16 protein-coding genes are annotated in these 17,726 nt (G+C 61.0%); 8 read left to right on the forward strand and 8 right to left on the reverse strand.

Going from position 1 to position 17,726, the window contains the following annotated elements:
• Window positions 1–16: 16 nt before the first annotated feature.
• Window positions 17–151, reverse strand: a complete 135-nt coding sequence (locus RL_RS41020) for a hypothetical protein (RefSeq protein WP_261315755.1) — start codon at window positions 149–151, stop codon at window positions 17–19.
• On the opposite strand from RL_RS41020, the gene RL_RS21295 reads away from it, so the two are divergent.
• The 5 genes from RL_RS21295 (at window position 141) to RL_RS21315 (ending at window position 5,908) form a co-directional block, all read left to right on the forward strand.
• On the forward strand, window positions 141–1,739 hold the full coding sequence (locus tag RL_RS21295) for an adenylate/guanylate cyclase domain-containing protein (protein ID WP_041936470.1): 1,599 nt from the start codon (window positions 141–143) through the stop codon (window positions 1,737–1,739). The genes RL_RS41020 and RL_RS21295 overlap by 11 nt on opposite strands.
• Before the next feature lie 179 nt (window positions 1,740–1,918).
• A complete protein-coding gene (gene rpsU / locus RL_RS21300) occupies window positions 1,919–2,134 on the forward strand; it encodes a 30S ribosomal protein S21 (RefSeq protein WP_003542939.1) in 216 nt (71 codons plus the stop codon).
• Window positions 2,135–2,269: 135 nt separating this feature from the next.
• Window positions 2,270–3,139, forward strand: coding sequence for a tetratricopeptide repeat protein (locus tag RL_RS21305; protein WP_011653538.1), 870 nt, complete (start codon window positions 2,270–2,272; stop codon window positions 3,137–3,139).
• Between the two features lie 519 nt (window positions 3,140–3,658).
• Window positions 3,659–5,311 (forward strand): sensor histidine kinase, encoded by a 1,653-nt coding sequence (locus tag RL_RS21310; RefSeq protein WP_011653539.1) that lies wholly within the window; start codon window positions 3,659–3,661, stop codon window positions 5,309–5,311.
• A gap of 114 nt (window positions 5,312–5,425) precedes the next feature.
• Window positions 5,426–5,908, forward strand: a complete 483-nt coding sequence (locus tag RL_RS21315) for a DUF992 domain-containing protein (protein WP_003542945.1) — start codon at window positions 5,426–5,428, stop codon at window positions 5,906–5,908.
• Between the two features lie 86 nt (window positions 5,909–5,994).
• On the opposite strand, the gene RL_RS21320 is transcribed toward RL_RS21315, so the two are convergent.
• From RL_RS21320 to RL_RS21345, 6 genes are all read right to left on the reverse strand, one after another.
• Window positions 5,995–7,389, reverse strand: a complete 1,395-nt coding sequence (locus RL_RS21320; protein WP_011653540.1) for an NAD(P)(+) transhydrogenase (Re/Si-specific) subunit beta — start codon at window positions 7,387–7,389, stop codon at window positions 5,995–5,997.
• A gap of 7 nt (window positions 7,390–7,396) precedes the next feature.
• Window positions 7,397–7,795, reverse strand: coding sequence for a proton-translocating transhydrogenase family protein (locus RL_RS21325; protein ID WP_011653541.1), 399 nt, complete (start codon window positions 7,793–7,795; stop codon window positions 7,397–7,399).
• Window positions 7,795–8,943 carry a Re/Si-specific NAD(P)(+) transhydrogenase subunit alpha gene (locus RL_RS21330; protein ID WP_011653542.1) on the reverse strand — a complete coding sequence of 383 codons (1,149 nt, stop codon included), beginning with the start codon at window positions 8,941–8,943 and terminating at the stop codon, window positions 7,795–7,797. Before RL_RS21330 ends, RL_RS21325 begins: the two co-directional genes overlap by 1 nt.
• Before the next feature lie 155 nt (window positions 8,944–9,098).
• Window positions 9,099–9,323, reverse strand: coding sequence for an aa3-type cytochrome c oxidase subunit IV (locus RL_RS21335; protein ID WP_003542954.1), 225 nt, complete (start codon window positions 9,321–9,323; stop codon window positions 9,099–9,101).
• Window positions 9,324–9,569: 246 nt separating this feature from the next.
• On the reverse strand, window positions 9,570–10,322 hold the full coding sequence (locus tag RL_RS21340; RefSeq protein WP_003542957.1) for an N-acyl amino acid synthase FeeM domain-containing protein: 753 nt from the start codon (window positions 10,320–10,322) through the stop codon (window positions 9,570–9,572).
• A 142-nt stretch (window positions 10,323–10,464) separates the two neighbouring features.
• Window positions 10,465–12,768, reverse strand: a complete 2,304-nt coding sequence (locus RL_RS21345) for a putative bifunctional diguanylate cyclase/phosphodiesterase (RefSeq protein WP_011653544.1) — start codon at window positions 12,766–12,768, stop codon at window positions 10,465–10,467.
• 329 nt (window positions 12,769–13,097) lie between these two features.
• Between RL_RS21345 and RL_RS21350 the strand changes: the two genes are divergently transcribed.
• Together RL_RS21350 and RL_RS21355 are read left to right on the forward strand one after the other, a co-directional pair.
• Window positions 13,098–13,637 carry a TRAP transporter small permease subunit gene (locus tag RL_RS21350; protein WP_041936471.1) on the forward strand — a complete coding sequence of 180 codons (540 nt, stop codon included), beginning with the start codon at window positions 13,098–13,100 and terminating at the stop codon, window positions 13,635–13,637.
• Window positions 13,638–13,658: 21 nt separating this feature from the next.
• Entirely contained in the window at window positions 13,659–15,152 is a 1,494-nt protein-coding gene (locus RL_RS21355) for a TRAP transporter large permease (RefSeq protein WP_011653546.1), read from the forward strand.
• 350 nt (window positions 15,153–15,502) lie between these two features.
• Here the strand turns inward: RL_RS21355 and RL_RS21360 are convergent, their stop codons facing one another.
• Window positions 15,503–16,609 carry a TRAP transporter substrate-binding protein gene (locus tag RL_RS21360; RefSeq protein ID WP_011653547.1) on the reverse strand — a complete coding sequence of 369 codons (1,107 nt, stop codon included), beginning with the start codon at window positions 16,607–16,609 and terminating at the stop codon, window positions 15,503–15,505.
• Window positions 16,610–16,902: 293 nt separating this feature from the next.
• On the opposite strand from RL_RS21360, the gene RL_RS21365 reads away from it, so the two are divergent.
• On the forward strand, window positions 16,903–17,682 hold the full coding sequence (locus RL_RS21365) for a gamma-glutamyl-gamma-aminobutyrate hydrolase family protein (protein ID WP_011653548.1): 780 nt from the start codon (window positions 16,903–16,905) through the stop codon (window positions 17,680–17,682).
• Window positions 17,683–17,726 lie beyond the last annotated feature (44 nt).

The raw sequence follows: 17,726 nt of genomic DNA on the forward strand, positions 1-17,726 counted from the left end.
CGGCTGGGAACCGTCTTCAATCAGGCCACGCCTCCAGTTTTGGCCGGGCTTTTGCCTGGATGACAAGGCTTCGACCTTGCCCGGCGCGTGGCGAAATGTTCTTGTAGCGATCGAAAATCGGATGCTTTTTCGAGAGAAGGATGAAGGTCACCGTGATTTCCGAATCCGCCGCACGCCGCAGCGGCTACTGGCTGATTGTCGTCGTGCTGGCAATGCTCGCAGGGCTGCCGCTTGCCGTCTGGCTTGATATCAGCGATCTCTCGGGGAATACCCTGCGCCGTCAGGCGCGCGACATGAGCTCGTTGATATCGAGCATTCGCTCCTATTATTCCGCGAATGTCGTGGGGCGCGTTCTGGCCGCCCATGCCAGCGGCGCGACCGGAGGTACGGTCGTCTCTCACACTTACGCGAATATTCCAGGCGCCATCCCGCTGCCGGCCACGCTCTCCCTGGAACTCGGCGACGTCATCAAGGAGCAGCAGGCCAATATCACCTACCGTTTCGTCTCCGACCTGCCGTTCAAGAGCCGCGCATCCCACGAGCTCGACGATTTCGAGAGACAAGCGCTCGCCGCGTTGCGCGGCAATCCGCAGCAGACGCTGAACGATCTCACCCGCGTCGGATTGACCGATACCTTGCGGTTTATCACCCCCGTCGTCATGGGCCAGGCCTGTGTTGCCTGTCACAATACCCATCCCGAAAGCCCGAAGACCGATTGGAAAGTGGGCGATGTGCGCGGCATTCAGGAAGTCGTCATCAGACAGCCCTATGCGAGCAATGTCTTCGCCTTCAAATACCTGCTCTGCTATTTCCTTTTCGTCGCCATCATCGGCATCAGCTTCATTGTGCTCCAGCGGCAGCAGGCGCGCGCAATCCATGGCGCCAACCAGGATCTGGAAGCAGCGAACGAATTCCTCGCCAGCGTTTCCATAAAGATTTCGCGCTATCTCTCGCCGCAGATCTACAAAAGCATCTTCTCCGGGCAGAAGGACGTCGTCGTCCATACCGAGCGCAAGCGCCTGACGATCTTCTTCTCCGACATCAAGGACTTCACGGCGACGACCGAGCGCCTGCAGCCGGAAGCCCTGACGGAGATGCTCAACGAATATCTGACCGAGATGTCGAACATTGCTCTGGAGCATGGCGGCACGGTCGACAAGTTCATCGGCGACGCGATGCTGGTCTTCTTCGGCGATCCCGAAACCAAGGGGCCGGAGGAGGACGCGAAAGCATGCCTGCGGATGGCCGTCGACATGCAGCGCCGTCTCGGCGAACTCAAGGACAGATGGCGCAGAAACGGCACCGAGGAGCCTTTCGTCGTCCGCATGGGAATTAACAGCGGTTATTGCAACGTCGGCAATTTCGGCAGCAGCGACCGCATGGACTATACGATCATCGGGGCGGAGGCCAATCTCGCAGCCCGGCTGCAATCGATCGCCCAAGGAGGAGAAATCGTCATCAGCTACGAAACCTATGCGCTGGTGAACGAAATCGTCGACGCTCACCCCTTGCCGCCGATCACGATGAAGGGCATACAGCGCGAGATCGTGCCCTATGGGGTGGATGGGCTGACGCCCGGTGCGGACCACAAGAGCCGCGTTCTGAGCGAGCACCTCTCCGGCCTCGACCTGCATCTGGATATCAGCCGGCTGGAGCCTGCCGACCGCCTAAGGGTCAGGACGGCTCTTAAGGAAGCAATCGCCGCGCTGGATGAAGCCGCGCCCGAACCGGCCGGATGATGACCGCATCAGGCGAAGCGTGATTTTTCCGCCCGCCTTCCATATCCATCTGGACTTCCCGTACCCAATCTGCTATCCCGCATCACCAATCGCGAGGCTGCTGCCGCGCGAACGTTATTGTTTTGCCTCTGGCCGCTGCGCCGCCCCAGGCATCAACCAACCAAAGGAACGTGATTCTCGTGCAGGTACTTGTCCGCGATAACAATGTTGATCAGGCTCTCCGCGCTCTCAAGAAGAAGATGCAGCGCGAAGGCATTTTCCGCGAAATGAAGATGCGCGACTATTACGAGAAGCCGTCGCAGAAGCGTGCTCGCGAAAAGGCCGAGGCTGTTCGTCGTGTTCGCAAGCTGGCCCGTAAGCGCGCCCAGCGCGAAGGTCTGGTCGCAGCACGCTGAGCGTTGCCGTCGTTTTTTCGACGTTTTCAGATGCATTGTGGCGGGGGCGATGGGTTCGCCGCCGCCTTTTTTAGTTTGCCGCTGAGGATCGCATATCCGCGCACCGGATATGCCGCATGGGGAAAGCGAGCCCGAATGGCTGTCAACACCTTTAATCCGTCCCGCGCTTTGCGCTTGCAGAAAACCGCATTCCTGCCCGCTTTGGTGCTGGCGGCAATGTTCGGCCTCGCCGGCTGCGAGACGACCAATACCACGGATGCCGTGATCCGCATCGACAAGGCGCAGGGTTCGGAAGAGAATATCGCGTCGCTGACGGCGGTCATCAACGCCAATCCGAGGGATCCCGAAGGTTACAACGTCCGTGGTTCCGCCTATGGCCGCGCCGGCCAATTCCGCCCGGCGCTGAACGATTTCAACACGGCATTGCAGATCAATCCGCGGTTTTTCCAGGCTTACGCCAACCGCGCTCTCGTCTATCGCAACATGGGCCAGCAGGCCCAGGCAATTGCCGATTACAATGCCGCCCTGCAGATCAATCCGAGCTACGACGTCGCCTATATCGGCCGCGGCAATGTCTATCGCATGGCCGGCCAAGACAACCAGGCTTTCAACGATTTCGACAAGGCGATCCAGCTCGGCACTACCGATGGCCGCGCCTATCACAATCGTGGCCTGATCTATCAGAAGCGCAATCAGCAGGATAAGGCGATCGACGATTTCTCGAAAGCGATCTCGCTCGCGCCGAATTCGGCCGAGCCCTATAATGGCCGCGGCATTTCCTATATCGCCCTGAACGACGACGACAACGCCTTTGCCGATTTCAACCATGCGATCGAGCTGAACGGCAACATCGCCGAATCCTGGGCCAACCAGGCGCTCGTCTACGAACGCCGCGGTGACAAGGCGAAGGCTGCCCGCTCCTATCGCCACGCGATCGGCCTCGATCCGAAGTACCAGCCGGCTCGTGACGGCCTTGCTCGCGTCGGCGTCGCCCCCGCCGGCTAAGGACATCATTGGGCGGCCCGAAGCATCGGGCGGCTCGCAACCGCCTCTTGCCGGTCGCGCCGCTCATCGGGGCTGCGACCAAGTTTCTGATGGTTCAAACGAATCTTCCAGCCGTTAGATATCATCGAGGTGATATCGCGCCATGCCGGGCGGAGAGAAGCGACGCTACCGCAAAGCCGGCCGCACCGGCTTGTGAAGAGAAGCCGAAAAAGCGCCCATCATCATCGATGGCCTGTCATAGTGTGTTGCAACCTGCTCTTGCTCCCCCTAACATGGACCGGCTTCGATAGCCCGCTATCGGATGTTCGAACACGTGTTGAGGGCGGTTTGCGAGAGATGCGGATCTTTGCTTTCCTGGCCGCAAGCCAAAACCGTTGTGGGCCAAACGCATTGCAGCGCCGCGCGTCTTTTCAAAAGCACGAACGACGCTTTAGAACTTCGAATTCCTGCATGATTTTGTCCTTAAATCGATTCCGATTTAAGGAATTAAGCATGTGCGCATGCGATGTGGCATAACAGATGAAAATCGTAGCGCTGTTCTTTCCCAAGGCTTCGATCGGCACCTACCTCGTCGCCATGGCCGTGGCGATCGCACTGCCGATCTTCGCCTTCGTGGCGCTGCTTCTGCTGCAGCTGGAGGACAACCAGCGTTCAACGCTGAAGCGCGAGACGGCCCAGGATGCGCTTGCCCTTTCACGCATCATCGACCGCCAGCTTCAGGACATGGCGACGACGCTGCGGCTGCTTTCGAGTTCGCCGGAGCTTGAAAACGGCAATCTCGCCTCCTTCCATGAGCGCACGGAAACAGCCCTCAGAGACAATACGCTTTTCGTCATCGCCGTCGACCGCAGCGGCCAGCAACTGCTGAACACCCGTCGGGCGTTCGGCACGCCGCTCGGCCAGACGGCGAATATCCCCGCGCTCGAGGCGGTCATGGCGTCCGGTCGCATCGAGGCTTCCGACGTCTTTCGCGGCCGGACCAGCGGCGAATGGGTCTATAACGTCACTCTACCGCGGAAGAACGAACCGGTCGCAGCCCTTATCATCACGCAGAACGCCCAGGATCTGGGCAAGCTTGTGACCACCGAGGGCCTTGCCCCCGGCTGGTCGGCCGCCGTCATCGATGAGAGCGGCCACGTCGTCGCGGCCACTGGCCCCGCCAATCTCGAACCCGGCACACCCTTCGATCCGCGCATTCTCCCGGCGCTCACCGTGTCCCGCGGCGTCTTCGAAGACGAAGCGGTCCTGCCGCACATGCTCCTCGGTTATGCTCAGATTCCCGGCTGGTCGTGGAAGACGGTGATCTGGGGACCGATCGCCCAGGCTTCGATCCTCAGCACCTGGCGCTTCCTGATCATCGGCGGCGTGGCACTGGTGCTCGTCGCCGTGCTGGCCGCCTATGCCGTCGCAAGACAGGTGCGCACCACCATCCGCGATATCGCAGACATGGCAAACCGCATGGGCGAAGGCCATATCGTCTCGCCGGTCGAGACCAGCGTCATCGAGGCGAACCAGGTGGCGATTGCCCTTTCGAATGCCTCTTTCGACCGTAGCCAGACCGAGGACCGGCTGCGTTTCGTCATGCACGAGCTCGTCCACCGCACCAAGAATCTTCTGACGCTTGCCCAGGCAATGATGCGCCAGCTCGCCAAGCAGTCCGACAGCGTCGAGACCTTCCGCGCCGCCGTCGCCGACCGCCTCGAGGGATTGGTGCGTTCGATCGAGCTCCTGACCAGCGAACAATGGGGAGGGGTATCGCTGCGGCGGGTCGTCGACATCCATTTGCACGCCTTCCCGCAATCGCGCGAACAGATCGACATCAGCGGCGAAGACTTCGTGCTGAAGCCGGATGCAGTGCAGAATCTCGGCCTTGCCTTGCACGAGCTTGCCACCAATTCTGTGAAATACGGTGCGCTCTCCGTACCGCAAGGCCGTGTCCGCTTCGAATGGCGTGACGTCAGCGAGGAGGGCAAGCCGGATGCCCTGCTCCGCTTCACCTGGGAAGAGCGCGGCGGCCCGCCGGTCACCAAGCCATCGCGCTCGGGCTTCGGCACGACCGTTATCAAAGCCCATGCCGCCTCCGCCTTTCGCGGCACGGTTGAGATCGATTTCCGGCCCGAAGGCCTTTTATGGGTGCTGACGGCGCAGCGCGCCACGCTGGAGCGGGAATAGAGCGCCGCGCGTCTTCTCAGACGCGCTAAGGACGCTCTATCACTTTGAATCTGCGTCCCGGAACAATCGCTACCTCCACCCGTTTCGGACAGGTCGTTCCAAAGGAGAAAGACCATGTTCAAGCAAACGATGATCGCAGCCGCGGCTCTTACAGCCGCTGCCTGGGCGAGCCCGGCGGGCGCTGAAAACTATGTCACGCTTGGCCGTCTGGTCTGCGGATCGGATGGCGGCCAGGGTCTGATCGTCACCTCGCAGAAGAACCTTATCTGCACCTATACGCCATCGGCCGGCGGCGCCAAGGCGGTCTATGCCGGCAAAATCGAGAAATTTGGCCTCGATATCGGCCAGACCGGCAAGAGCGTCATGATCTGGCAGGTGCTGGCAAAGACCGGCACGGATATCCCGCAATTCGCCCTTGCCGGCGAATATTACGGGATCGGCGCCGATGCGAGCATCGGTGCAGGCGCCGGCGCCAAGGTCATCGCCGGCGGCACCGACAAGGCCTTCATGCTGCAGCCATTGAACGTTCAGGCTCAGGAAGGCCTGAACCTGGCGATCGGCGTCGAAAAGATGACCCTCGTGCCGGGAGAGACCTGACGAAAAGCGGACGGCCAGAAGGCAGACAGCAGTGGCGTGCCGCATAAATCAAACAGCCGCCCGAAGGGCGGCTGCGTTGGCATAGATCAATGCGCGAGCGCCTTGTTGATATCCTCGGTCATCTTCTTCGCGTCGCCCAGCAGCATCATCGTGCCGTCCTTGTAGAACAGCGTATTGTCGATCCCGGCATAACCCGAGCCGAGCGAGCGCTTGACGAAGAGGCAGGTCTTTGCCCGGTCGACGTCGAGGATCGGCATGCCGTAGATCGGCGAGGTCTTGTCGTCGCGCGCCGCCGGATTGGTGACGTCGTTTGCGCCGATGACATAGGCGACGTCGGCCTGGGAGAATTCCGAGTTGATGTCCTCGAGTTCGAAAACCTCGTCATAGGGAACATTCGCTTCGGCGAGCAACACGTTCATGTGGCCGGGCATACGGCCTGCAACTGGGTGGATTGCATATTTCACCTCGACGCCGTTCTTCTTGAGATTGTCGGCGAGCTCGCGCAGCGCATGCTGGGCCTGGGCGACCGCCATGCCATATCCCGGCACGATGATGACCTTTGATGCATTGGCCATCAGATAGGCCGCATCCTCGGCCGAGCCGAGCTTTACCGTCCTGTCTGAGGTATCGGGTCCGCCGGGCGCCGTCTCACCGCCGAAACCGCCGAGGATGACGGAGACGAAGGAACGGTTCATACCCTTGCACATGATGTAGGAAAGGATTGCGCCGGAAGAACCGACGAGCGCGCCCGTGATGATCAGTGCCAGATTGCCGAGTGTGAAGCCGATGCCGGCCGCGGCCCAGCCCGAATAGGAGTTCAGCATCGACACGACGACGGGCATATCGGCCCCGCCGATCGGCACAATCAGCAGGACGCCGAGCGCCAGCGACAGCGCCACGACGGCCCAGAAGTCGAAATGGCTTTCGGTGGCGGCAAGCCCGATGATGAAGAGCACGATCAGCACCAGCAGGCTCGCATTGATCACATGCCGGTAAGGCAGGAGGATCGGCTTGCCGGACATGCGTCCGTCGAGCTTCAGGAAGGCGATGATCGAGCCGGTGAAGGTCAACGCCCCGATTGCCACGCCGAGCGCCATCTCGACGCGCGCCTCGGTGTGGATCTGGCCGATCTCGCCGATACCGAAGGAAGCAGGCGTGTAAAGCGCCGAAGCCGCGACCAGCACGGCGGCAAGGCCGACCAGCGAATGGAAACCGGCGACGAGCTGCGGCATCGAGGTCATGGGGATGGTGCGGGCGACATAGGCGCCGACGCTGCCGCCGATGGCAAGGCCAAGGACGATCAGCACGAAGCCGCCGAAATTGGGGGTCGCCAGCACCAGCGTCGTCAGGATCGCGATCCCCATGCCTATCATGCCGTAGAGATTACCCTTGCGGCTGGTGGCCGGATGCGACAGGCCGCGCAGCGCCAGGATGAAGAGCACGCCGGAGACGAGGTAGAGGAAGGCTGCGATATTGGTCATCAGTCCCTCACCGGTCCTTCTTGCGGTACATCGAAAGCATCCGCTGCGTGACGAGGAAACCGCCGAAGATGTTCACCGAGACGAGCACGAGGGCGACGAAGCCGAAGCCGGTCGCAAGCCCGCTGGTCGAGATGCCGACCGCCAGAAGCGCGCCGACGACGATGACGGAGGAGATCGCATTGGTGACGGCCATCAGCGGCGTATGCAGCGCCGGCGTCACCGACCACACGACGTAATAGCCGACGAAGATCGACAATACGAAGATCGCGAACTGGAAGACGAAGGGATCGATCGCCCCGCCGGTCGCAGCACTTGCCGCTTCCGGTGCCTGGGCCGCCGCCGTGATGACGGCGGTCACCGCCTGGTCGAGCTGCTCCAGCGCTCTGTCCATTGCTTCACTGGCCATCAGATGTCTCCCTTCTTCGCGCCGCCGAAGGCGGGATGAACCACATCGCCGGCATAGGTCAGCATCGTTGCCTTGACGAGTTCGTCGTCGAGATTGACGACGACGCTCCGGGTTTCCTTGTTGACCATGGTCTCGAGGAAGGTGACGAGGTTCTTGGCGTAGAGCGCCGAGGCACTGGCCGAAACCCGGCCCGGCATGTTGGCGAAACCGATCACCCTGACGCCTTCGACATCGGCGATCTCGCCGGGGACGACGCCCTCGATATTGCCGCCGCGCTCGACCGCGAGATCGACGGCGACCGAACCTGATTTCATCGAAGCGAGCATGGCGCGCGAAACGAGGCGCGGCGCCGCACGACTGGGGATCAGCGCGGTGGTGATGACGATATCCTGCTTGGCGATGTGTTCGGCAACCAGAGCCGCCTGTTTCGACTGATAGTCGGCGGACATTTCCTTGGCATAACCGCCGGCCGTTTCCGCCGCCTTGAACTCTTCATCCTCGACAGCGATGAACTTGGCGCCTAGCGAAGCGACCTGCTCCTTGACGGCAGGGCGAACGTCGGTGGCCGAGACCGCAGCACCCAGGCGGCGCGCGGTCGCGATCGCCTGAAGACCGGCGACACCGGCACCCATGACGAAGACCTTGGCAGCCGGCACGGTGCCGGCTGCCGTCATCATCATCGGCATGGCGCGGTCATAAACCGCCGCTGCCTCGATGACGGCTTGGTAACCGGCGAGATTGGCCTGGGACGACAGCACGTCCATGGACTGGGCGCGGGTAATGCGCGGCATCAGTTCCATCGCGAAAGCCGAAAGCCCGGCACTTGCCAGTGCCGCGATCGCTTCGTCATTGCCGTAAGGGTCCATGATGGCGATGACCACGGCGCCGCTTTTATAGCCGGAGATTTCCGATCCGCTGGGACGGCGCACCTTCAGCACCACATCGGCTGAGGCTGCATCCGCAAAACTGCCGATCCTGGCGCCGGCGGCCTCGAACTCCCCGTCCGGAATGCGCGAAGCCGCACCGGCACCGGCTTCGACGACGACGTCGAAGCCGAAACTTTTCATCTTCTTCACGGTCTCAGCGGAGGCGGCGACGCGCGTCTCCTCGCCCGTGTTTTCCCTTGCAACGAAAACGATATTGCCCAACTGCCCCCTCCTCCGGGTCAGCCAGACCGCCGCAGGCTTCCCTGCGCAGGCCAAGCACCTCATTCAAAAAGCTTCGGAGAAGCTCTCCTCCCCTCAGAGCGCCGTGCGTCCTTTCGGACGCGCAAAGGACGCTCTGCCCCCCTGAATCTACCCGATCAGCGGAGCAGGAAGATGCCGGCAGCGAGTAGAATGATGAAGACGAAGAGGCCGCCGAGAAGGCCGGCGCCGCCGAAGAAACCGGCGGTCATAGCAAGCAGGAGGACGATGAGAAGCATCGAGCCGTATTTCGCGCTGGCGATGAACATGTCGTAGGTCTTTTCATGTTCTTTGTAATCCATCGGCGCGCCGGTCTCGACCGGTCCGGTATGATGTTCGGCCATAAATATCGTCTCCCTGAAATGCCTCTGCGCTGCTTGATTCCCTAGCTTGAGCGAGGGAAATCCCTTCCTGCAGGGATTACACAATGACTGGCGAAAGCGCAATGCATGAGAATGCCGCAGGCGCGCTTGGCAACCGCGATGTCAGAGGCTCGGAACGGAACCTGAAGGACGGCTGATATCGCCTGCGTCTGTCGCCACATCACCTGCCCCGGCGGACATCGTCTCTCCGTCGGGGACAAGGGCAAATTACAGCGGCAGGTCGGTGCCGAGTTCGCCTTGCGGCACGAAACGCGCCGTCGGAATGATGGTCAGCGGCGGCAACGTGTCGTTGGGATTGCGCGAAAACATCATGCGCTGCTCGCTGGCGCTGGAGATGAAGAAGGGATAGCGCGTCAACAGCTTTCGCCCGACCTCGATCACATTCGTCGCCATCAGCGTCATGTCGATCCCGTAATTCTTCGCCAGCCGGCCCGGCACGACCGTATCGGCATAGAAGACCCGCTTGTAGAAGGCTGCATGCGGCGGTCGAACGAACTGAAGGACGCGGTCGGCACGGAAATACGCCGCCGCCACGATGGTCGGCCTCAGCGTCAGATAGGGAACCCAGGGCAGATCGGCGGTGAGCTCGGGGTCGGCCGCAAAACGCGCCGGATCGATCAGGGTCAGCCCTGCATCCAGAAGTTCATCCATCGCCTCGGGAAAGGCGCCACCGGACTGACTGAGGCGATGCTCAGGTGTCACATAATGAACCCGGATGGTACTGACCAGTTCCCCATAATAATACAGACCGAAAATATAGGCGTGGCTGTCGAAATCGCTGTCATCAAGCAGCCCTTTCGGGGCGAGCGCCAGGACGTCATGGGCCTTGTAGGCCTTGTAGCGCAACCGTTCCACCTGCTCCATGTCTTCGCTGCTTTCGACGCGGCGATACTCGACATGATCCAAAACTTCCAAAATTTTTGTGCTGAAATCACTACGCTTGAACAGTGTCTCTGACATTTCTCGATCCGCTCGTTAACGGATCATTAATCATACGCCAGCGAAATTTAGGCAAGGAATTCCGATAACTTCCCTTGTTTTTAAATCGTTAAGGTTAACGCGGCGCGCGCTTTTCAGGGGGAAAACTGTCCGTTGAGACCGCTCAGGCGACCTTGTGGCGGCGGCGTTGCACGACGCGGCGGCCGATGCCCTGCTGCAGCAGCGGGATATTCTGGGAAGGCACCGGCGGCGAGAAAACATAGCCCTGAACAAGGTCGGCGCTGCGGTGCTTGTTGAGCAGTGCGAGCTGCTCCTCGGTTTCGACGCCTTCGATGACGATCTTCAGGCCCAGTTCGCGGGCGAGATGGACCGTGCCGCGCAGCAGCTTCAGGCGGCGATTATCCTCGACGATGTTGCGCACGAAGGAGCGATCGATCTTGACGATATCGAGCGGCAGCGTGTCGAGATAGCTGAGGCTGGAGAAGCCGGTACCGAAATCGTCGATGGCGATGGTGATGCCGCGGGCCCTGAGCTCCGCCAGGATGGCGCGCACGGCCGCCGGCTCGTCGATCAGGCAGCTTTCGGTGACTTCGAGATGCAGCCGCGCCGCATCGAGGCCGGAATGGGCAAGCGCTTCGGCGACCACCGAGAGAATATCGGCATCGCGCAGATCCCGCGCCGAAAGGTTGACCGAGACGGCGATATGCTCCGGCCAGTTCATGCATTCGCTGCACGCCTTGAACAGGACGAAGCGGGTGATGTCGGAGATAATGCCCATATCCTCGGCGAGCCGGATGAAGACGTCGGGCGGGATCGAGCCCTTCTCCGGATGCACCCAGCGCGCCAACGCCTCGGCGCATTCGATCCGCGAGCCGTCTGCTCGGAACATCGGCTGGAAGGCGAGATGCAGCGCCTGCGCCGAGACCGCCTCGCGCAGATCTGCCTTCAGCTTCTGCTGCTCGATATAGCGGCCATCCATCTCCCGCTCGAAGCCGGAAATGCCGCCCTTGAAGCGCGACTTGCTTTCGAACAGCGCCAGATCCGCCTTGACGCTCCATTCATCCATCGCAAACGCGGCACTTTCGAGGATCGCGTAGCCGGCGCTGAGCGAAACGAGGAAGGTCAGCTCGTCGACCGCATAATTGCCCTGGATTGCGGCGTGCACGCGGCGGATCTCGACGTCGAGCGAGGCCTGTTCCTTCGCATGCGGGAAGAACAGGATGAACTGGTCGCCCATCAGGCGGCCGAGGATGGCGTTGCCGGAGGCCTGCTTGATGCGGGCGGCGATGGCGCAGAGCAGGTGGTCGCCGGTGACGTGGCCGCGCATGTCGTTGACATGTTTGAACTCGTCGATATCGAGAACCATGAAGCCGAGCGGCCCGGACTTCCTTTGATGTTTGGCGAGATAATCCTGCACCAGCTGCCCGAAATATTCGCGGTTCGGCAGGCCGGTCAGTGCGTCGAAGCGGACCATGTGCATGATCTTCTGTTCCGCCTTCACCCGGCTCGACACGTCCTCGAAGATCAATACGGCGCCGCCGTCGGCCCTTCGGCTGGCGGAGAATTCGAGTGACAGGCCCTCGGGGAAATGGATCAGCGTGCGCGACAGGTTACCTTCGGCGACCTGGGTGAGCTGGCGCAGAATGAGTTCCGGCTGCGAGGCGTCCATGAAGCTGTAGCGCGCGCCATAACGCAGCACGGCGCCGAGGTCGCGGTCCTTCAACCGGTCCGGCGCACCGATCTTCAGAAGCTCGCAGGCCTTGCGATTGACGACCTGGATGCGGTTTTCGGCATCGACCATGACCAGGCCATGCGGCATGTTGTTGAGCGCCGTATCGAAACGGTCGGCGATGATGGTGATTTCCCGGCGCGCGATGACATTCTCATAGAGGAACTCGCGCACGCCGTTGGCCATGGCCCGCGTCGTCAGCCAGAAGGGAATGAGGAAGATCGACAGCAGGCCCCGATAAAAATCGAGCGCCAACAGGCTGCAGATGATCATCGGCAGACAGCAGGAGAAGGTCTGGAGGTCGACCGCCAGGCGCGAACCATAATTGCGGCCGACAACGGAAACCATGGTCGCCATGGTCACGGCAATGCACGCAAGCTCTGCAAAGGAATCATGCACGACGAAGATGGCGTATCCGCTGGCGATGCCAAGCAGGGCGGTGGTGCAGGCGGCACCCGCAACCAGGATCCGCTCCCAACGCTCGATTCCGGCGTGCGACAGGCTCTCCTTGTCGACACGGTCGAAGTGCCGGAAGATGACCATGCGAACGCAGAAGACCAGGAGGAAGGCGGCCGACAGCAGGATATAGACGAGGGACTGCGTCTTGGCAGCAACGGCAAGGCAGGTCGCGACATGCACGATCACGCCAGCAAGAAGCGTCATGCGGTTCCCGGAAAGGGAACTCACAAACGACAGATACACATCTATAGGGACCCTGTTCGGGTTATCTGGCTTCATCCACACTTTCCCTGTGCGCGGGGATTCTAAGCCCAACCCTTTAAAAATTGATTTCAATGGAATCAAACATTTGGTCAAATTTTCTAAAACCATAGGGTGAACCGCACAGCCTACGCGAGTTAATGCAGCCTACCGGCGAGATTATTGAAATAATTTATCCACGCCTGGGTTGCTGAAATATTCGACGGCCATATGATCCGACCTGTGCACCTAAGACTATACTCCAACGAGAGGCATTTATCCTTCCAATTTCAAAGGCCGTGGTCTACATCGATTGCAAGAGGGAAAAGCTGCCGGAAAACCGGCGGGACAAGAATAAGGGGAGGCGAATGTCGGTACTTCTGGCGGCAAGCCGGCTGATCGATTCGATCAGTCAGTTCATGGGCAAACTTTCCGAATACATGGTGCTGTTCTGCTGTCTGATCAGCGCCGGTAACGCCATCGTCCGTTATGCCTTCAACTACAGTTCGAACGGCTGGTTGGAGATCCAGTGGTATCTCTTCGCGTTCGTCGTCATGCTCGGCGCCTCGCATGCGCTGCGCAACAATGAACATGTTCGCGTCGATCTGATCTATGGTTCGGTTTCCGACAAGGCGAAGATCTGGATCGACATCGTCGGCCTCATCGTCTTCCTCCTTCCCGCATGCGTCTATCTCACCTGGCTGTGCTGGCCCTTCTTCGCGCTCTCCTACCATCAGGGGGAAATATCGGGCAATGCCGGTGGGCTGATCCGCTGGCCCGTCAAGCTGATCCTCGTTGCCGGCTTCGCGTTGCTGTCCCTTCAGGGCCTCTCGGAACTGGTCAAGCGGATCGCAGCGCTCACCGGCTATATCAGCATCGATACGAAATACGAAAAGCCGCTGCAGTAACGCGGGCTGGGAGACACGGATTTGTTTGATTTCGGCATCATCCCGCCGGCCATGTTCCTGGGCATGATCATCTTCATGCTCTACGGCTTTCCGGTCGCCTTTTCGCTCGCCGCCGTCGGCTTGTTTTTCGCCATCATCGGCATCGTCACCGGTCATTTCGGCGAGGTCTTCCTGCAGGCCCTGCCGCTGCGTTTCTTCGGCATCCTTTCCAACGACCTCCTGCTCGCCATTCCCTTTTTTACATTCATGGGCGCGGTGCTGGAGCGCTGCGGCCTGGCCGAGGACCTGCTCGAAGGCACCGGCAAGCTCTTCGGTGGCATACCCGGCGGCCTTGCCTATGCCGTCATTCTCGTCGGCGCCGTACTCGGCGCGATTACCGGCACGGTGGCCGCCTCCGTCATCACCATGGGGATGATCTCGCTGCCGATCATGCTGCGCTACGGCTACAACCCGCGCCTTGCCACCGGCGTCATCGCCGCCTCGGGCACGATCACACAGGTGATCCCGCCCTCGCTCGTGCTCGTCGTTCTCGCCGATCAGCTCGGCAGGTCGGTCGGTGACATGTATCTGGGCGCGATCGGCCCCTCGATCCTGCAGGTGACGATCTTCGTGCTCTTCATCCTGGTGATGTCGATTATCCGGCCGAAATCGATGCCGCCGCTGCCGAAAGAGGTGCGCGGCGATTTCAACTGGGCTCTGCTCGCGAAGGTGCTGATGGGCATGGTCCCCTCGATCGTGCTGATCTTCCTGGTGCTCGGCACGATCTTCATGGGCCTTGCAACGCCGACGGAAGCAGGCGCGCTCGGCGTCGTCGGCGCCATTGTGCTTGCCGCCATGAATCGCCGACTCACCTGGCCGCTGATCCGCGAAGCCATGTCATCGACCACGCACATCACATCCATGGTGGTGATGATCCTGATCGGCTCCACCTGTTTCAGCCTGGTCTTCCAGGGCATGGACGGCTCGCGCTGGATCGAGCACATGCTGTCGGGCATTCCCGGCGGCCCGGTCGGTTTCCTGATCTTCGTCAACATCTTCATCTTCGTGCTCGCCTTCTTCCTCGATTTCTTCGAGATCGCCTTCATCGTCATCCCGATGCTTGCCCCCGTCGCCTCCAGTCTCGGCATCGACCTGATCTGGTTCGGCGTCCTGATCTGCGTCAACATGCAGACGAGCTTCATGCATCCGCCCTTCGGCTTCGCACTCTTCTACCTGCGCTCGATCGCCAGCAAGGACGTCAAGACCTCGGATATTTACATGGGGGCTCTCCCTTGGGTCGGTATGCAGCTGATTCTAGTGGCGATCGTGATCTTCTGGCCGCAATCGGTCACCTATTGGCTGGATCACGGCCCGAAGGTCGACCCGAACTCGATCAAGATCGAAGTCCCGGGCTTCGGCGGCCAGCTCGGCCTGCCGCCACTGGGTGGCGGCGGCAATGGCTCGCCGCAGATCCCAGGCCTGACCCTGCCGCCGCTGAACGGCTTGCCGGGAGCACCGCCGCCACCGGCCAAATAGAGCCTTTCCGGGTTAGATTGCAGCATTCTGCCGGAGCAGGTTTTCGTCAGGGCAGAGGCGATTGGCGATGGACATACCCCCTTGGTACGTCCGAGCCGATCGCCTCTGATCCTGGCGGAAAGATGCCCAGCCCTTCTGGTTGGCTGAAACAGGCCGCCTGCTCGACCGGCCGGCTTGGCCGTAAAGCTTGGCTACGACGCGCGCCGGCCGGTCGACCATCCGACTCCGTTTGAGCCAACAGAATGCTGCAATCTAACCCGGAAAGGCTCTAGTCCAGCAAAAAGCAAAACCCCGGATGGAGATCCGGGGTCTTGTTATTGCGCTCGTCTGAAGCGTCGACGGCGGAGTGCTTAAAGCTTTCCGGCCCGCTGCTGGATCATCATGAACGTATCGAAGGTGTATTCCGACAGCTGCATCCAGAGATAGGCGTCCCGCTTGAAGGCGGTCTGGTCGTCGTAGATCTTCTTGAAATACTGGTTCGTGCCCGAGATTTCGCTGTAGATGCCCGTCGCCGCCTGGAAGCAGGCTTCCATGATCTCCTGGCTGAACGGGCGCAACGTCGCGCCCTCCGCGACGAGCTGCTTCAGCGCGGTCGGGTTCTTCGTGTCGTACTTCGCCAGCATGTTGGTGTTGGCGAAGGCGCAGGCATCGGTCAGCGCTGCCTGATAATGCTTGGGCAGGCTGCTCCATTTTTCGAGATTGAAGAACCCATGCACCGTCGGGCCACCTTCCCACCAGCCCGGATAATAGTAGTACTTCGCCACCTTGTGAAAGCCGAGCTTCAGGTCGTCATAGGGGCCGACGAATTCCGCCGCATCGATCGTGCCTTTTTCCAACGCCGGATAGATGTCGCCGCCGGCGATCTGCTGCGGGATGACGCCGACCTTCTCCATGACCCGGCCGGCAAGGCCGGCAATGCGCATCTTGACGCCCTTGAGGTCATCGAGCGTGTTGATTTCTTTGCGGAACCAGCCGCCCATCTGCGCACCGGTATTGCCGGCCGGCAGGGCATACATGCCCTGCGTGGCATAAAACTCGTTCATCAGCTTGTTGCCGTTGCCTTCATAGTACCAGGCATTGGTCAGACGGCTGTTCAGCCCGAACGGAATGGCCGTTCCGATGGCATAGGTCGGGTCCTTGCCGACAAAATAATAGGAGGTGGTATGGGCTGCCTCGACCGTGCCGGCGGCAACGGCATCGACGGCCTGCAGGCCCGGCACGATTTCACCGGCCGCAAAAGGCTGGATCGTGAAATTGCCGTCTGTCGCGGCGGCGACATGCTTGGCGATATCCTCGGCGCCGCCATAAATCGTATCCAAGCTCTTCGGAAACGACGATGTCATGCGCCACGCGATCTTCGGATTCTCCTGCGCGATCGCAGGCGCTGCCAATGACGTTGCGGCAACCGCACCGGCGCCGGCGGTTCCCGCCTTCTTGAAAAACGAACGACGATCCATCAAAAACCTCCCGTATAGATGGTACTGCGCGGGCGATCTTCACCCCTACCCGCAGCAAGGGCAAACCTAAGCATGGCGGGGGCCGCGATTCAAGCTTTAGTCTATTAGCCTTTGGCATCAAGACGGCAATAAGGCGGCCCCCAGGCGCCCATCAAAATCAGCGGCTTAGCCGCAAACCGGAGGCCTTCGGCACCGCTTCCGCCGCAATTTGGCCACCTCACGCAGCCAAGCGTTGACTTGACGGCCGTTCTGGCGGCAGAAACGGCAAGCACAAAGATTTCACCGGGGCTGATATGACGAAACCGATCGTTGCCATTCCTGCCGATATCCGCAGCTTCGACGGCGCAACCTGGCATGCCGTGCAGCATCAATATCTGCGTGCCGCATTGAATGCGGCCGGCGTCATGGCCTTCATGATCCCCGCCTTCGAGGAAGGCTACGATACCGATTCGATCCTCGACCGCGTCGACGGCCTGCTGGTGTCCGGCTCGGCCAGCAATGTTCATCCCTCGCTCTACGGCACCGAGGCGAATGACAAGGACGGCCCGTTCGACCCCGCCCGCGACGCCACCAGCCTGCCGCTCATCCGCCGCGCCATCGACCGCGCCATCCCGCTGCTTGCCATCTGCCGCGGCATCCAGGAGCTGAACGTCGCCCTCGGCGGCTCGCTGGCAAGCGAGATCCAGGAGCAACCCGGCATCTGGGACCACCGCCGGCCGGAAGGCATCGATCGGGACGGCATGTACGCCATTCGCCAGACCGTCCACGTCAAGGAAGGCTCCTGCATCGCAGGCATTCTTGGTCCGGGCGAGATCCGCGTGAATTCCCTGCATCGCCAGGCAATCGCCAGAACCGCCCCACGCCTGCAGGTGGAAGCCATCGCCGAGGACGGCACGGTGGAGGCCGTTTCCGTCATCGACGCCAAGGCCTTTGCCGTCGGCGTGCAATGGCATCCGGAATATTGGGCTGAAACCGACAAGTCTTCGAACCAGCTGTTCGCCGCTTTCGGCGACGCCGTCCGCAGCTATGCCGCCGCCAAGCTGCCGATCATCCCCGCGCAGGCGATTGCCTGACTCCAGGCGCCCGCGAAGCGCTATGTCTGTTGCTCGGCAAGCAT

This window comes from Rhizobium johnstonii 3841 (genome assembly GCF_000009265.1).
In the GTDB taxonomy this organism is placed as follows: Bacteria; Pseudomonadota; Alphaproteobacteria; order Rhizobiales; family Rhizobiaceae; genus Rhizobium; species Rhizobium acaciae.

Bases quoted from the DNA above. Each gene is read 5' to 3' on its own strand.
- RL_RS21295 (WP_041936470.1), top strand. From the start codon at position 141: ATGAAGGTCACCGTGATTTCCGAATCCGCCGCACGCCGCAGCGGCTAC.
- RL_RS21305 (WP_011653538.1), top strand. From the start codon at position 2,270: ATGGCTGTCAACACCTTTAATCCGTCCCGCGCTTTGCGCTTGCAGAAA.
- RL_RS21310 (WP_011653539.1), top strand. From the start codon at position 3,659: ATGAAAATCGTAGCGCTGTTCTTTCCCAAGGCTTCGATCGGCACCTAC.
- RL_RS21315 (WP_003542945.1), top strand. From the start codon at position 5,426: ATGTTCAAGCAAACGATGATCGCAGCCGCGGCTCTTACAGCCGCTGCC.
- RL_RS21320 (WP_011653540.1), bottom strand. From the start codon at position 7,389: ATGACCAATATCGCAGCCTTCCTCTACCTCGTCTCCGGCGTGCTCTTC.
- RL_RS21325 (WP_011653541.1), bottom strand. From the start codon at position 7,795: ATGGCCAGTGAAGCAATGGACAGAGCGCTGGAGCAGCTCGACCAGGCG.
- RL_RS21335 (WP_003542954.1), bottom strand. From the start codon at position 9,323: ATGGCCGAACATCATACCGGACCGGTCGAGACCGGCGCGCCGATGGAT.
- RL_RS21340 (WP_003542957.1), bottom strand. From the start codon at position 10,322: ATGTCAGAGACACTGTTCAAGCGTAGTGATTTCAGCACAAAAATTTTG.
- RL_RS21345 (WP_011653544.1), bottom strand. From the start codon at position 12,768: ATGAAGCCAGATAACCCGAACAGGGTCCCTATAGATGTGTATCTGTCG.
- RL_RS21350 (WP_041936471.1), top strand. From the start codon at position 13,098: ATGTCGGTACTTCTGGCGGCAAGCCGGCTGATCGATTCGATCAGTCAG.
- RL_RS21360 (WP_011653547.1), bottom strand. From the start codon at position 16,609: ATGGATCGTCGTTCGTTTTTCAAGAAGGCGGGAACCGCCGGCGCCGGT.
- RL_RS21365 (WP_011653548.1), top strand. From the start codon at position 16,903: ATGACGAAACCGATCGTTGCCATTCCTGCCGATATCCGCAGCTTCGAC.